The sequence below is a fragment of the Flavobacterium sp. genome (genome assembly GCF_044341265.1).
Lineage (GTDB): Bacteria > Bacteroidota > Bacteroidia > Flavobacteriales > Flavobacteriaceae > Flavobacterium.
Genome location: NZ_JBIISA010000004.1, coordinates 1 through 15090 on the forward strand (window position 1 = coordinate 1; position 15090 = coordinate 15090).

At 29.7% G+C, this 15090-nt stretch carries 16 protein-coding genes; all 16 read left to right on the top strand.

What is annotated here, in order from left to right:
* The first annotated feature begins 121 nt into the window (after nt 1-121).
* The 16 genes from ACIQ06_RS02530 (at nt 122) to ACIQ06_RS02605 (ending at nt 15083) form a co-directional block, all read left to right on the top strand.
* Nucleotides 122-481, top strand: coding sequence for a hypothetical protein (locus tag ACIQ06_RS02530; protein ID WP_396143731.1), 360 nt, complete (start codon nt 122-124; stop codon nt 479-481).
* 246 nt (nt 482-727) lie between these two features.
* Nucleotides 728-1093 carry a hypothetical protein gene (locus ACIQ06_RS02535; protein ID WP_396143732.1) on the top strand — a complete coding sequence of 122 codons (366 nt, stop codon included), beginning with the start codon at nt 728-730 and terminating at the stop codon, nt 1091-1093.
* Between the two features lie 111 nt (nt 1094-1204).
* Nucleotides 1205-1819 (top strand): helix-turn-helix transcriptional regulator, encoded by a 615-nt coding sequence (locus ACIQ06_RS02540; protein ID WP_396143733.1) that lies wholly within the window; start codon nt 1205-1207, stop codon nt 1817-1819.
* Nucleotide 1820: 1 nt separating this feature from the next.
* Complete coding sequence (locus ACIQ06_RS02545) at nt 1821-2249, top strand: cysteine peptidase family C39 domain-containing protein (RefSeq protein WP_396143734.1); 429 nt, start codon at nt 1821-1823, stop codon at nt 2247-2249.
* An 816-nt stretch (nt 2250-3065) separates the two neighbouring features.
* Nucleotides 3066-3281: a hypothetical protein gene (locus ACIQ06_RS02550; RefSeq protein WP_396143735.1), complete on the top strand. Its 216-nt coding sequence runs from the start codon at nt 3066-3068 to the stop codon at nt 3279-3281.
* Nucleotides 3282-3519: 238 nt separating this feature from the next.
* Nucleotides 3520-4455 (top strand): ABC-three component system protein, encoded by a 936-nt coding sequence (locus ACIQ06_RS02555; RefSeq protein WP_396143736.1) that lies wholly within the window; start codon nt 3520-3522, stop codon nt 4453-4455.
* Nucleotides 4452-4694, top strand: coding sequence for an ABC-three component system middle component 8 (locus ACIQ06_RS02560; RefSeq protein WP_396143737.1), 243 nt, complete (start codon nt 4452-4454; stop codon nt 4692-4694). The genes ACIQ06_RS02555 and ACIQ06_RS02560 overlap by 4 nt, the downstream gene beginning before the upstream one ends.
* Nucleotides 4681-6495: a DUF2326 domain-containing protein gene (locus tag ACIQ06_RS02565; protein WP_396143738.1), complete on the top strand. Its 1815-nt coding sequence runs from the start codon at nt 4681-4683 to the stop codon at nt 6493-6495. Before ACIQ06_RS02560 ends, ACIQ06_RS02565 begins: the two co-directional genes overlap by 14 nt.
* Nucleotides 6496-6913: 418 nt before the next feature.
* Nucleotides 6914-7762, top strand: coding sequence for an RteC domain-containing protein (locus tag ACIQ06_RS02570; protein WP_396143739.1), 849 nt, complete (start codon nt 6914-6916; stop codon nt 7760-7762).
* A 297-nt stretch (nt 7763-8059) separates the two neighbouring features.
* Complete coding sequence (locus tag ACIQ06_RS02575) at nt 8060-8350, top strand: helix-turn-helix domain-containing protein (protein ID WP_396143861.1); 291 nt, start codon at nt 8060-8062, stop codon at nt 8348-8350.
* Between the two features lie 1008 nt (nt 8351-9358).
* Nucleotides 9359-10234, top strand: a complete 876-nt coding sequence (locus tag ACIQ06_RS02580; RefSeq protein WP_396143740.1) for a transcriptional regulator — start codon at nt 9359-9361, stop codon at nt 10232-10234.
* 319 nt (nt 10235-10553) lie between these two features.
* Nucleotides 10554-11177: an AAA family ATPase gene (locus tag ACIQ06_RS02585; protein ID WP_396143741.1), complete on the top strand. Its 624-nt coding sequence runs from the start codon at nt 10554-10556 to the stop codon at nt 11175-11177.
* A 138-nt stretch (nt 11178-11315) separates the two neighbouring features.
* Nucleotides 11316-11936, top strand: coding sequence for a hypothetical protein (locus ACIQ06_RS02590; protein ID WP_396143742.1), 621 nt, complete (start codon nt 11316-11318; stop codon nt 11934-11936).
* 328 nt (nt 11937-12264) lie between these two features.
* A complete protein-coding gene (locus tag ACIQ06_RS02595) occupies nt 12265-12786 on the top strand; it encodes a hypothetical protein (protein WP_396143743.1) in 522 nt (173 codons plus the stop codon).
* Nucleotides 12779-13468: a nucleotidyl transferase AbiEii/AbiGii toxin family protein gene (locus ACIQ06_RS02600; protein ID WP_396143744.1), complete on the top strand. Its 690-nt coding sequence runs from the start codon at nt 12779-12781 to the stop codon at nt 13466-13468. The genes ACIQ06_RS02595 and ACIQ06_RS02600 overlap by 8 nt, the downstream gene beginning before the upstream one ends.
* 67 nt (nt 13469-13535) lie before the next feature.
* The gene (locus ACIQ06_RS02605) at nt 13536-15083 is read left to right on the top strand and encodes a type I restriction-modification system subunit M (RefSeq protein WP_396143745.1); all 1548 of its coding nucleotides are present in this window, start codon (nt 13536-13538) and stop codon (nt 15081-15083) included.
* Nucleotides 15084-15090 lie beyond the last annotated feature (7 nt).

Sequence of the window (15090 nt, forward strand, 5' to 3'; positions counted from 1 at the left end):
TAAAATACCTAAGTGAGTTGTCTAATGTATATTAACAGGATTAAATCAATTACTTATCTAAGATTTAGAGGAATGTTTCTTTGAAAAACAGGAATAGAAAATTTAATAAATATATGTTTAAGTGAATTTAGTGTATAATAAAAATGATATTCTAATTTATGACAAAAGCGAATACTTTACAAAAATTGTAAAGTATTATTGTAGGAACAATATTGAAATAATCTTTTGTACTAGTAAAAAAGAATTAGCTGAATTGAATTTTAATACAATAAATACAGCATTTATATCATCAAATGAAAGATTTGATTTAGCGGATATTGTATTCATATACCAGTATGTAGATAAATTATATGTGAATACACAATCAAAAGAATTAAAAGAAAAATTAGAAATATTAGAAGATGTAATTTTTTTCGATTTATACAATGATAAGTTTGAAGTAATGAATAAAATCTTTAATAAAATAATAGATTTTGATTAAGAATAAGAAGTAAAATATAATAAACAGGTAGTGTTATCTCAATTTTCTTATAACATTATTTTTTGGTTAGTTATGTTAAAGTATTTGAGTATTCTGATTCACACACTGTAACCTACCTGTTTTTAAAGAACATTAAAAATAATCAGGCAAACTGACTAGTGCATCAAAAATTTAAGTTGGTATAGTTTTGATGTCTAGAGATTTGGGGCATTTATTGACGTTTGCCTGATTTTAAAATATGCTCATATGAAAAACAAAATTTACATTATCGGTAACATTCCTAGTACAATTGATCATAATTGTGAAGCTAAATTCTATAAAACCCAGTTGCAATTACTCCAAATGGGGTATTATGTTATCAATCCTATAGAAAGATTATTAGATAAAAACATTTTATCTGAAGATGCAAAAAGAAAAAATCTTCAAGACTTAATGATGTCTGATGCAGTATTCATAATGCCTTGTGTACCTCTTGGAATTGGTCAAAAAAATATAGAAATCAAATTGGCTTATGATTTTAATTTAACAGTTGTCTTAGGAGTATTAGATTTAAGTCCTGATAATACAGATGTCAATAAAAAAAGTAGAAGTAAAAAAATAAAAAGTTTTTAATTTTTAATCAGGCAAACAAAATCTTCGTGGGGCGAAGACTATTAGTGTAACTGTTAGATTTGGTGTATAATACATTAAATGTTTGCCTGATTTAATTTTTTATATCTTGAGATGAATGTAAATGTATTAATTGCAATTGATAATTTTATTAATAGTGTTGGTATAAAAGCCATAATTTCCGAAGGTATTTTAACTAGTAATATTTCTCAAGTTCCAAAAGAACTTATAATTCAAAAAATACAATCCAAAGCTATTGACATACTTGTTATAGATTACCAAAAAAATAATGCAACAGATTATGCATTAATAAAAGATATAATTAAAACAGACCCAAGAGTAAAACTTTTTATTCTAACATCTGAAAAAGTAGATTCAAAAATAATAAGTTTTAGTAGTAAAAATAATATTGAGATAATACTAAATACCTATACACACAAAACAATTATTCATCTGTTAAATTTTTCATATTTAGATTATAAAAGTAAAACTACACTTCGATTAAGAAAAAAAGCAAAAAATCAAAATTTAATCAACTTATTATCTGAAAGAGAATTAGAAGTTGCATTAATGCTAATTAAAGGGAATAGATTAATCACAATCGCTCAAATAACAAATCTACGCAAATCAACTATTAGCACATACAAAAGAAGAATATTTGAAAAGACCAAAGTGAAAAATCTTATTGAAATGGCAGAGCTATTTAGTATTCATAATAATATGGCATAATATGATAAAGGAAACTTTTTATAATTTTTTAGTTCAGCATGAAGAACAATCTGATGGTGGATTAGTGGCTTTGTTAGCTATAATTAAATACTACAAAGGAAACACTTCATCTATCAATTTAAATGATTTAATCCAAACTAATTATCCTCTAACTTCAATGTCATTATTAGTAGAAACTGTTTCTAGATATGGAATTTTATCTGTAGTCTGCGATGATGTTGATATTCCCACAATCATCAACTACAATCAGCCAGTTATTATTAATACAACTACTATAAATAATAAAACACATTTTGTGGTTTGCTTTCCCTACAATGAAGAAAAGGGTTTTTTGATTTGGGATTCAAGAAATGGTTCATATTACACATCAATCGATGAATTAAAATCTTTGCGAACAGATAAAAAATGTATGGCATTCTGTTTCAATTAAAGGATTAATAAAAGTAGAATTTGAAAGGTAAAGTTCTTTAATTGTCTATGATGTTTAGCTAAGATCTAATTAATAAAGCTTCTTAATAGTAGTGGTCTCTTCAAATAAATATATTGTAATCAAAATGAACAATCTAATAGTTCAAAATTCAGTAGGTACTGTATAAAAGAATCTATTCAAGTAAAAAATCTCAAAAAAATCTCATAAACGATTTGTCAATAGTGCAATACACTACGATACATAATAGTAAAATTGATTTCTTTTTAATAGTGGCATCACTATTCCTAATAATCCTCTCTTTTCTTTTTCATCCCATTTTAATCATGTTAATAACTGTAATTTCAGCTTTAACTTCTCTGTTTATAAACATAAAATGAATTGTATAGTTTTTGGGAATCATAAAAACCAAAAAGTTATGACATGGTATTTAATAAAGTTAACAAAAATGATATCGAATTATTTATTAAACTTTTTAACCTTATCAAAGAGATAGACACCTAGTTTCATGAATTGGCAGGAGGTTTCTGCTTTCAGAAATTATTCACATTTTTTATATTTCAAACTACTGATTTACATTAATTAATGATTCTTTTTGTAATTTCAAGATGTTTTGATTTATACTTTTTAATCAGCATTTTTTTTTTATTTTTGTAATTGTTGAAATAATATATTAGTTATAGAGTTAAAAATTCTAAATTAATATTTTTTAATAAAAACTAGTTCTTGTTTTTTAACCTAAATTCAACTCAAAGAAATAATTGTAAGAATAAAACAATTTAAAAAAGTTAAAAAATTTATTTTAAGATTTTTTGCAAAATGAATAGCAATAACCAAAATAATATAGCTCCTGTATTCCATGAAGTTTTTTGCTATTTTCTAGACAATAATATTGATATAGTAAAAGTACAATATTTTTATAATTATTATACGTTAAAAGGTTGGACAAACAATAATAACAAACCAATTTTGGACTGGAAAAAAGAAGTCGATGAATGGTTTAACAATGAAATAATTGAGCAAACAGAAGAATAATTAGTTGAAGATTTTTTGTAAAAATAGATGCTTTAGTTTTTTTTACTTTCAAACACAAAACCAGTCTTTTAACATTCCTTAAGAATTTTAAAATTTTTTCTGATAGCAACTGTCTTCAAGCAATGTTATACTTTACTCACTATTTAAAACTACCAGGATAACAAAGATAGAATTACAATTATAAGATATTTACTATATTGCATTAAGTTTCATAATTAGTTTAATATTAAATACATTTATGGATTACAGACTTGAATTATTAAATGAATCTCAATTTGAAAATCTAGTAAATAGGGTTTGTCAAAATATTCTAGGCATTGGTGTTATTTCTTTTTCTGCCGGAAAAGATGGCGGAAGAGATGGAAAATTTAATGGAACCTCTATAAATTTCCCTTCTGATAAAAACTCTTGGAATGGCAAGTTTATTATACAAGCAAAGCATACAGCCAATCCAATTGCATCTTGTTCAGAGCCTGACTTTAAAAAAATAGTTGATGAAGAAATTAAGAAAGTAAACGATTTAAAAGCTGCAGGAGATATAGATTGCTACATACTTTTTACAAACAGAAAATATTCAGGAATTGAAGGTGAAAGATTATTAAAAAAAATACAGGTAAAAACCGGTCTTCAAAATGTAGTCATAATCGGTAAGGAATCATTAAATGACTTATATATTAAACCGAATAAAGAAATAATAAAGGAATTTCAATTAGATTTGCATCATATTCCTTTTGATTTTTCTGAAGAAGAAATTAAAGACATTATTACTGAATTTCACTCTGAATTACCTAAAATTAGCGCAATCATAACTTCAGAGGTAGACAGAATAAAATTTAACTTTGATAGAATCAAAATAGAAGAGAAAAACAAAAAAAATTCTTTAACTAATGAATATTATTTAAATGAAATTTTAGGTCATTCTTTACAAGATTTTGAGAAAATTGAAACATTTCTCAGTCATTCAAGAAACGATGAATTTAAAGAACAATATTTTGATATAGCAGCAGAATTAAGAAACTTAATTCAAATAAAAAGAGATAACTTTGCATGCTTTGAGGAGATATTTATTTTCATCTTTAAGAAAATTTCGGACGGAAATAAAATTAAAGGTAAGAGGCATATTTTTACTTTGTTACACTATATGTATTATGAATGTTTAATTGGCATTAAATGATTAAACCAGACCGACACACAAATCCAAATTTTTCAATACTAAATATAAGTACATTTATATTGACGGAGCTTAATGTTTATTATTCGATTCAATATGATAAATTATTAAATAAAATTGTTACTGTTTTGGGAGACGAAGCCAAAATAAATTTTCCATATGCTCTAAATTTTTTATTTTTAATGGGCAAACTTAATTACGAACAAGAAACGGACTCTTTTAAAGCAAATGAAGTTAAGTAAATTATATTCCAATGACAGCCGTTTTAAGAATATAGCATTTAATTTAAATGGATTAAGTGTTGTATATGCAGATGTATTGACTGAATTGAAAGAAAAAAAGAACTCTCATGATTTAGGTAAAACTAAACTTGCAGAATTAATAGATTATTTACTTATAAAGCAGATAGATAAAAATCATTTTTTGTTAAAAATAAAAGATGCTAATGGAAAATCAACCTTTATTGACCATATATTTTTTTTAGAGGTACTTTTAAATGACGGTCGATATTTAACTATAAAAAGAGCCATAGACAATCATTCTAAAACTTCAATTAGTATCAGTAATGAAAGAACAAACAACTTTAATCCTCCAACTATTTGGCAACATGAAGAAATTGGCACTGATGCAGCAAAAAAAATTCTTGCATCATATATGAAATTTGATTTTTTTAAAAATAAAACATATGATTTTAGAAAGGCTATTAATTATTGTATTAGAATGCAGCCTGATTATGAAGATGTATACAGATTATCAAAATTCAAAGGAGGAAAGGATATAGATTGGAAACCTTTTATGTTTGATTTACTTGGATTTGATGGGGATGTTTTAAGAACTAAATATCAAAATGATATAGAACAAGAAAAGATAGATGTTCAGATCAAACAGTTGAAAAAAGATTTTTCAGTAAATGATACAGATAGAGATGAAATTGTTGCTCAAATGTCTCTACAATTAAACAAAACCAAAGAAGCTGAAGAAAAAATTGATCAACTAAATTTTTATGATCACGATCAAATTCTAATAGAAACTGGTGTTGACCAAATAGAAAATAAAATTTCTGAACTTAATACACTCTCTTACAATTTGAGCTTCGACATTAATAAATTAGAAAGTTCCATTAAAAACAATTTTGCGTTTGATATTAATAAAGTAAACAAAGTTTTTGAAGAGGCTAAAATTTACTTTGCAGAATCTTTAAAAAAAGAGTATGACGAACTTATAGCTTTTAATGTAGAATTGACAAAAGATAGAAATCGCTTACTAAAAAAAACATTAAAAGAAAAGAGGGAATCTTTATTGAATATAAATTTAGAACTTCAAAATCTTAATGATAAAAAAGTTAACTTATTAAGTTTTTTAAAAGATACAGATACTTTCAGAAAACTTAAAGAGTATCAAAAAGAATTAGCTCGTTTAGAATCTGAAGTAATTCAATTACAAGATAGGCTTAGAATTATTGATATTGTTATTGATAAGGAGGAATTGAAAGAACAACTTAGAAAAGATATTGAAGATACTATAAAGTTAATTAAATCAATAAGTAATCAAACTGAAAAAAATGCTAAGTACAATAAAATTAGAACTTTATTCTCAAAATATTTTGAACTAATTTTAAATGAAGTTACTTATATTTCATGGTCAATCAATAACAATAACAACGTCGACTTTAAACCGCCAGTTATAAGAACAAAAGAACATTTATCTAAAGATACTGCTAAAGATGAAGGAAGAACATACAGAAAAATATTATGTGTAGTCTTTGACTTAGCAATTTTGGTAGCATATAATGTTGAATCTTATTTTAGATTTGTATACCATGATGATGTTTTATCACAGCAAGATAATGGTATTAAAATAAGATTATTGAATTTAATTCAAAATATTACAACGCAATGTGATATACAATACATTTTATCTGTTATAAAATCTGATTTACCCATTGATGAGAATGATTCAGTTATTTATTTTACTAAAGATCAAGTAGTTTTAGAATTGAATGATCGAGATGATAATGGAACTTTGTTCGGTTTCGAGTTTTAATTCTAGGTTTAAAAAATAATAAAAAAGATGCCTTGGCATCTTTTTTATTGGAAAATTTTTATAATCTCAGAAATAAACTTATTCACTATATACTTTAGATTTTTGAATATCTAATTCAAAATTGAATAAAACTGCTGAGTAAAAAATGATGCTTTTTGTAGAAATATTGTAAAAATTATTATTGAAGAATGAAATGAATAAAACTGTCTTTTTTTAAAGCAGCAAAAGATTTGTTTTATCTCGGACGAATTTATGACCAATAAAATGTAAATAAAATTTAGACCACTACCGTACTATAATCTTTGTGTGGTAATTAGACAACAAAACCTAAATAGCAAAATAACTTATTGTAATTAAAAAAAATATAAAGTCAAAACTTCCATATAACTCCTAATTCTCAATTCCTAATTCATTCCTTTTGAATCCAAAATACAACATACTATTAAACAAACTAAACGAACAACTTAACTTTATTGATTTAGAAATTGACGACCAAATCAAAAAGTGCGAACAAGCCATTACCATTATATTCAAATCCATAAACGAACTCAAAAAAGCGACAACCAAAACCAACTTCAAAACCGAAACAGAGGAAATTCAATTTTTCAAAGAAATCAAACCCTTATTCACTTCAAAACTCATTTTTTACAACAGAGTATACAAAATTGAAATGAAGAAGCCAAACGGTGGAAACAAGATACTAAAAAAATACTACTATAACGAATTACAAATCTTAAAGAACTTTTTCGATAGCGAATTAGAGTTTTACCAATATTACCGCTCTGGTAATAGCTATCTAGATTATAAATACTTCCTTAGAGGTAAATTTGATATCAAACTAGCATTAGATCCTTACTATTTTGAAACAGATGCAACTTTTGCTACTTCACATGATTTTAAAGTAGCTACAATATTAGCAAATGACCTCATTGAATTGTATGTTGAAAATCAATTGATTATACTAGAAAACAAAGATACCAATGAAAAATCACAACGCAAACCGAACGTGAAAATGACATGGACTAGCTCTAAAGTAGCCTTAGTAGAATTAATGTATGCTTTACATACTGAAGGTGTTTTCAATAATGGTGCTGCAGATTTAAAAGAAATAGCTAATTATTTCGAACACATTTTCGAAATCGACTTAGGGCAATACCGCCGTGTTTTCCTTGAAATTAGAGCAAGGAAGAGTGATAAAACAAAATTTATCACCATGCTAAACGACCAACTATTAAAACGAATGGAAAATTCAGATGAGGTTATTTAAATAAAAATCGTTCACAACGCGAACTCCGTTGTGAAAGAAAAACTTTCAAACACCACAATTTTGCATTACCAATTAATACCTAAAAGGGCCTTAAAGAAATTGAGGCTTTTTTCTTTATTGAATAATGAAAATTAAATCATACTTGTGCTACGTTTTAATTTTATTTTGAAGAAGAAAGGGGAAATGACCGATTTATTAAGGTTATTTTGGGTGTTAAGCGGTAAAATATAACAATCTAAAACAAACGTTATGGCAATTGAAACCAACAGGTTCGCGAACTCCGCTGACAAAAACAGAATGTATCTTGAGCAAATTATTACTCGTGAAGATTTAAACGAATTCAGAAATCTTCTTTTGAACGATTTAAAAGAAATCATTCAATCCAAACCACAACAAACAAAACAGTGGCTCAAATCCAATGAAGTTCGCAAACTGTTAAACATATCTCCTGGTACTTTACAAAATCTACGCATCAACGGAACACTGACTTATACCAAAATTGGAGGCATAATGTACTACGACAATTCAGACATAGATAAAGTTTTAAACAGCAACAAAGTAAACGCAATTCCAACTTTGTTCAAGTAAGTTCTTTTCCAAACGAAGCGCCTTTAAGTACTCTTAAAAGGAAACCTTAGTGATTAAAACCTTCGTGCTCTTCGTGGTTAAAAAACTCAAAGAAACACTATACATTTTCAAGTAAGTTCTTTGCCAAGCGAAGCGTCTTAGAGACCTTTTAAAAGAAAACCTTAGTGCTCTTCGTGGTTAAAAAACTCAAAGCAACACTCTGTACTTGTTCAAGTAAGTTCTTTCACAAGCGAAGCGCCTTTGTGGTCTTTTAAAAGGTAACCTTAGTGACCTTGGTGATTAAAACCTTCGTGCTCTTCGTGGTTAAAAAACTCAAAGCAACACTGTACTTGTTCAAGTAAGTTCTTTTCCAAACGAAGCGCCTTTAAGTACTCTTAAAAGGAAACCTTAGTGAGCATAGTGATTAAAACCTTCGTGCTCTTCGTGGTTAAAAAACTCAAAGCAACACTGTACTTGTTCAAGTAAGTTCTTTCACAAGCGAAGCGCCTTTGTGGCCTTTTAAAAGGAAGCCTTAGTGAACTTAGTGATTAAAACCTTAGTGCTCTTCGTGGTTAAAAAACTCAAAGCAACACTCTGTACTTGTTCAAGTAAGTTCTTTTCCAAGCGAAGCGCCTTTGTGGTCTTTTAAAAGGTAACCTTAGTGACCTTGGTGATTAAAACCTTCGTGCTCTTCGTGGTTAAAAAACTCAAAGCAACACTGTACTTGTTCAAGTAAGTTCTTTGCCAAGCGAAGCGCCTTTGTGGCCTTTTAAAAGGAAACCTTAGTGAGCATAGTGATTAAAACCTTCGTGCTCTTCGTGGTTAAAAAACTCAAAGCAACACTGTACTTGTTCAAGTAAGTTCTTTGCCAAGCGAAGCGCCTTTGTGGTCTTTTAAAAGGAAGCTTTAGTGACCTTAGTGATTAAAACCTTTGTGTTCTTCGTGGTTAAAAAAAACACCGCGAAACTCTGTGAAAAACTCTGTGAAACTCTGTGCTACAAAAACTTAAAACATAGTAATATAAAACCCATGAACTACATAAAACACCTAACAGGATTCTTCGAAAAAGTCGCAAAAGACAAAACACTCAATCCAACTCATGTAAGTCTTTACATTGCATTATTTCAATTCTGGAACTGCAACAGATTCAGAAACCCAATAAGTATAAGCCGTGATGAAATAATGCGAATCAGTAAAATAAGCTCAAAGGCAACCTACCATAAATGCTTAAAAAATCTGCACGCACTAGGATATATTAAATACGAACCATCATACAATCCATTCAAAGGAAGTCACGTCTACCTATTCAATTTTTCTGAAGAACTAAAGCCACAGCTAAAAAAAGACAGAATCCAAAGTTCATTTTTTGAACCTCCTAATGAACAAGTAGTAAACAAGAACATTACAAGTCATCATACAAGCATTGAACAAGCACAAGTACCTTTTATAAACAATACAAACAATACAAAAAATTCAAACGAGAGTAAACAAACGCTCGCCAACAATTTTGAAAATAAGAATGACTTTCAAAAAAAAACAGAAGAGAAATTCAAGTTTAAAAACAACAACGAAATGGAAAAAGAAAAAAGTTCCGCAAAAAAAGAAAAAGCACAAACCAATCCAGAACATAGTAGCTCAAATAGTTTTCAAAAACCACAATTTACTGAGATTTTTGATTACTTCATAAATCAAGAATTTGATATTGCAGAAGCCCAAAAATTTCACAACTATTACGAAAGCAACGGATGGTTAATTGGCGGAAAAACCCAAATGGTCGATTGGCAAGCTGCAGCAAGTAACTGGATGAATAAAACAGAAATCTTTAATCACAAACCAAATACAACAACCAGCAAACCAAACCACCTAAGCACAACAACCGACAAAGACTATTCAGAACCGCTTTAGAATTCCCATCCTTTAGAGGGGTACCCAAAGGGCGTGGTGGCTAATCCGTCAAAATCCGTTTCATCCGCGTCACAAAACCTTCGCTTTAGCGAACAAAAAACACCAAATGAATGAAATTATAAAATCACAATATTGCTATACAGAAATAATCAATTGGCTCGAATCAAAAGATTTGATCGTAAGGTTTTTAAAAACTTTGCGACCCTTGCGTAAATCTTTGCGGACTTTGCGGTTAAAACTAAAAAAGCTGCGAAAATCCGTCAAAATCCGTTTCATCCGCGTCACAAAACCTTCGCTTTAGCGAACAAAAAAACACCAAATGAATGAAAATATAAAATCACATTACAGCTACACCGAAGTAATCAATTGGCTTGAGCAAAAAGGAGTTGAACTATACGGCAATCATTTCAAAATCCTTGAAACCGATTACCCAATAGTTTACAAACTAATTGCTTACTTTTTAAAGGAGGAACAAGCTTGTTATCAATTCAACATAGATTTAGAAAAAGGAATCCTATTAACCGGACCAATCGGCTGCGGAAAAACATCATTGATGAATTTAATGAAATACCTAACAGCTACAGAACATAAATTTATAGTAAAACCCTCCAGAGACATAAGTTTCGAATTTATTCAAGAAGGCTATGAAGTAATTCATAGATATTCCAAGGGTAAACTAAACCAATCAGAACCTAGAACCTATTGCTTTGACGATTTAGGAACAGAAAACAACCTCAAATATTTTGGCAACGAATGTAACGTCATGGCAGAAATTCTATTAAGCAGATACGATCTATTCATTTCAAAAAAACTCCAAACCCACATCACCACAAACCTATCAGCCACAGAGATAGAAACCCATTACGGCAACAGAGTTAGAAGCCGTTTACGTCAGATGGTAAACCTAATTGCATATGATAAAGCAACACCAGACAAACGCTAACGTCAGTTCGAGTGTTCTTATAAAATTGCGACCAGCTATTTTAAAAGAATTTATCGAGAACCTTTAAAAAATAAAAATCTGTATAAATCAGCGTTGCGAAGCATCCGTTTAATCCGCGTTCCAAAAACAAGAAAGAACATGAAATCTATAACAACCTTCTGGAATCACTTCCAACAAAACAACTTCATTTTCCTACTCCTAAACGAAATCCCAAAAGACCAACTAAAAACCCATTTCGACAAACTACTCGAAATACTACACCAATACAACAAAGACCTAGACCTCATCATTAAAAACAAAATAAACGGTGCAGAACTAATCATCACCGCAAACGGAAATCCTTATCTTTTCAAAGAAGTAGAACTACTAGTTCATCATGCACCAGTTCTAGAACGTTGGAAAATAACCGCATTCCTCCAACCCGAAACCAACCTAACCAAATACGAAAATGGAACCGACAAACCACTAGAATATTACGGCATCACTTTACGAATAAGCGAAATGTATTTCATCCCATTAGAAAACCCAAACAAACCAACCGATTTAGGAATAAAAGTCTTACTCAAAAACCATATCGTCCACAAATACAACCCAAGACTTTGCGAAGCAGTTTACGTTCACATTGAGCATTTAATTGGTGAAAAAGCATTTGCCAATGATATTGCATTTATTGAGATTGGGCAATTAGAAGGAGATGATGAAAACCAAATCGAATTGTATAATTTAAAATCATATATCGACTTTGAAATGAATAATTAACTTTCGGCAATAATTCTCATTTACTGCCAAAACTTAACTAATATTCTGTTCACAAAACACTACACAATCTTATAGTAAATCGCAAATGAAAAAGAATATACTTTGTCCCAAATAGAGCAAATAGTTGGGACAAATACAACAAACCAAACTACTATCTATGAACACGATAAACTAGTTTTTGAACAATAAACCACATAAGTTTATTATCTTATTATGTAGTTTATTAGTCCATATATATCGCATATCGCAATATGAAATATAATAACATATTTTACAACTTTATAACATATTTTATGTAATATTGCATATCGCAATATCAAATATAGAAATGATACAAGCAAAAAATAACCTCAAACCGCAAGACATAGTAATTTTATTAAAAATTATTGCACTAAGAGAAAAAACTTGGTTTCATCATACAATTGCTCAAGAACTAGGAATAAGTCAATCAGAAGTCAGTCAATCACTAAACCGTTCCAAATATGCCGGATTAATTGATGACGCAAGAAAAAAAGTAAACAAGATAGCATTTACAGAATTCTTACTTCATGGTGTTGCCTATGCCTTTCCACAACAACCAGGTGCTATTGTAAGAGGAGTTTTAACAGCTCATGCAGCAGAGCCACTAAACCAAATTATAAACTCAACCGAAAAATACGTTTGGCCCTATGCCAAAGGCGTAGAAAGAGGACAAGCAATTGAGCCTTTATACAACACAGTCGTAGAAGCAACTTTAAACGACAAAGAATTATATGAATTACTAACAATGGTAGATGCCATAAGAGTAGGACGAATTCGAGAAAAAGAAATAGCAAAAAAAGAACTTGAAAAAAGAATTCTAAATGCATAACAAAGTAATAAATCTTGCTTTAGTGGCTCAAGTAGCTCAAGGTTTACAAGAATTAAAAGATAAAATGGTATTCATTGGTGGAGCGGTTATAAGTTTATACACAGATGACCCTGCGGCTGAGGAAATTCGGCCAACAGCCGATATTGACATGACCATCAATTTAGCCAATTATGCCGAATGGGCTCAAATGCAAGAACGCCTAGAAGAATTAGAATTTTATCCAGACCCGCAAGGACAATCAATATGTTCATACAAATATCAAAATATTGCTATAGACATAATGCCTGCAGAAGATAGTAGTATTGGTGTTTCAAACATTTGGTACAAACCAGGTTTCAAATACGTACAACAAATAGCATTAGAAGATGGAACAAGCATAAACATATTGCCTTCACCTTATTTTCTGGCTACCAAGCTAGAAGCATTCAAAGACAGAGGACAAAATGATTTTTACGGAAGTCACGATTTTGAAGACATTATCTATTTAATAGACAACAGAACAACAATAGTAAAAGAAATTATTGCAGCTGATGAAGATATTCGAGAATACATAAAAACAGAATTAACCAATATCAAAAACCATCCGCAAGCAGATGAAATTTTAGCAATGCACATCCATCCATTAATTCGCGAAGAACGGTTCAAAATGCTAATGGAGAAAATAGAAATGATTACAATTTAAAGTCGTCAAAAACAATACTTTTTTAAATATTTAATTAAAATTAATCGAAGAGATTCACAATAAAATAATGACAAACATAATTCAAAAACAAGAGTTACAAAATAAAATTTGGAAAATTGCCAATGAGGTACGTGGTTCTGTAGATGGGTGGGATTTCAAGCACTTTGTTTTAGGAGCACTTTTTTATAGATTCATAAGTGAAAATTTCACCAGTTACATTGAAGGTGGTGATGAAAGCATTAACTATGCAAATTTATCGGATGAAGTAATAACACCTGAAATAAAAGATGATGCTATTAAAACCAAAGGATATTTTATTTATCCAAGTCAGCTTTTTATAAATGTAGTAGCAAATGCAAATACCAATAAAAACCTAAATACCGAATTAAAAACTATTTTTACTGATATAGAAAATTCTGCAAACGGATATCCATCAGAACAAGACATCAAAGGATTGTTTGCCGATTTTGATACAACCAGCACAAGATTAGGAAACACTGTTGAAAATAAAAATAGTAGATTGGCTGCTGTATTGAAGGGTATTGAAGAAATCAATTTTGGCGTTTTTGAAGATAGTGATATTGACATGTTTGGTGTGGCGTATGAATTTCTAATCTCCAATTACGCAGCAAATGCAGGAAAATCAGGAGGAGAATATTTTACGCCAGAACATGTATCTAGGTTAATTGCTCAATTAGCATTGCACGGACAAACTACGGTAAATAAAATTTACGATCCGGCAGCTGGTTCGGGTTCACTATTGTTACAAGCCAAAAAACACTTTGATAATCACATCATCGAAGAAGGTTTTTATGGTCAAGAAATAAACCATACTACCTACAACTTGGCTCGTATGAACATGTTTTTGCACAATGTCAATTACGACAAGTTTCATATTGTACTTGGTGATACACTAAAAGACCCACAATTAATCAACGAAAAACCATTTGACGCCATTGTCTCAAATCCTCCCTATTCCGTAAAATGGATTGGCGATGATGATCCAACAATGATCAACGACGACCGTTTTGCACCTGCAGGAGTTTTAGCACCCAAATCAAAAGCTGATTTTGCTTTTGTGTTGCATGCACTTTATTATTTATCTCCTAGAGGTAGAGCAGCAATTGTTTGTTTTCCTGGTATTTTTTATCGTGGAGGTGCCGAACAAAAAATTAGGAAATATTTAGTCGATAACAACTTTGTAGAAACCATCATTTCGGTGGCACCCAATTTATTTTATGGAACTTCTATAGCCGTAACCTTGCTTGTGCTTTCTAAAAAGAAAACCGATACAAAAACTCAATTTATTGATGCTAGTGGAGAAGAATTCTTCAAGAAAGTAACCAACAACAATATGCTCACCGAAAAGCATATTGATAAAATTATTGAACTATTCGATAGCAAAACTGAAGTGCCTCACGTGGCAACATATATTGACAATACCAAAATCGCTGAAAACGATTATAATCTTTCAGTAAGTTCTTATTTAGTTGCTAAAGACAACAAGGAAAAAATTAACATAGAGGAGTTAAACAAAGAAGTGTCCAAAACAGTAAAAAAAATAGACCAACTTCGTACAGATATTGATGCCATAATAAAAGAAATTGAAGGGTAGCCATTTC

What these genes read in the sequence shown, in the direction of transcription:
- ACIQ06_RS02555 (WP_396143736.1), top strand. Translation starts at nt 3,520, where the DNA reads ATGGATTACAGACTTGAATTATTAAATGAATCTCAATTTGAAAATCTA.
- ACIQ06_RS02575 (WP_396143861.1), top strand. Translation starts at nt 8,060, where the DNA reads ATGTATCTTGAGCAAATTATTACTCGTGAAGATTTAAACGAATTCAGA.
- ACIQ06_RS02590 (WP_396143742.1), top strand. Translation starts at nt 11,316, where the DNA reads ATGAAATCTATAACAACCTTCTGGAATCACTTCCAACAAAACAACTTC.
- ACIQ06_RS02545 (WP_396143734.1), top strand. Translation starts at nt 1,821, where the DNA reads ATGATAAAGGAAACTTTTTATAATTTTTTAGTTCAGCATGAAGAACAA.
- ACIQ06_RS02550 (WP_396143735.1), top strand. Translation starts at nt 3,066, where the DNA reads ATGAATAGCAATAACCAAAATAATATAGCTCCTGTATTCCATGAAGTT.
- ACIQ06_RS02560 (WP_396143737.1), top strand. Translation starts at nt 4,452, where the DNA reads ATGATTAAACCAGACCGACACACAAATCCAAATTTTTCAATACTAAAT.
- ACIQ06_RS02540 (WP_396143733.1), top strand. Translation starts at nt 1,205, where the DNA reads ATGAATGTAAATGTATTAATTGCAATTGATAATTTTATTAATAGTGTT.
- ACIQ06_RS02595 (WP_396143743.1), top strand. Translation starts at nt 12,265, where the DNA reads ATGATACAAGCAAAAAATAACCTCAAACCGCAAGACATAGTAATTTTA.
- ACIQ06_RS02600 (WP_396143744.1), top strand. Translation starts at nt 12,779, where the DNA reads ATGCATAACAAAGTAATAAATCTTGCTTTAGTGGCTCAAGTAGCTCAA.
- ACIQ06_RS02605 (WP_396143745.1), top strand. Translation starts at nt 13,536, where the DNA reads ATGACAAACATAATTCAAAAACAAGAGTTACAAAATAAAATTTGGAAA.
- ACIQ06_RS02585 (WP_396143741.1), top strand. Translation starts at nt 10,554, where the DNA reads ATGAATGAAAATATAAAATCACATTACAGCTACACCGAAGTAATCAAT.
- ACIQ06_RS02580 (WP_396143740.1), top strand. Translation starts at nt 9,359, where the DNA reads ATGAACTACATAAAACACCTAACAGGATTCTTCGAAAAAGTCGCAAAA.
- ACIQ06_RS02535 (WP_396143732.1), top strand. Translation starts at nt 728, where the DNA reads ATGAAAAACAAAATTTACATTATCGGTAACATTCCTAGTACAATTGAT.
- ACIQ06_RS02565 (WP_396143738.1), top strand. Translation starts at nt 4,681, where the DNA reads ATGAAGTTAAGTAAATTATATTCCAATGACAGCCGTTTTAAGAATATA.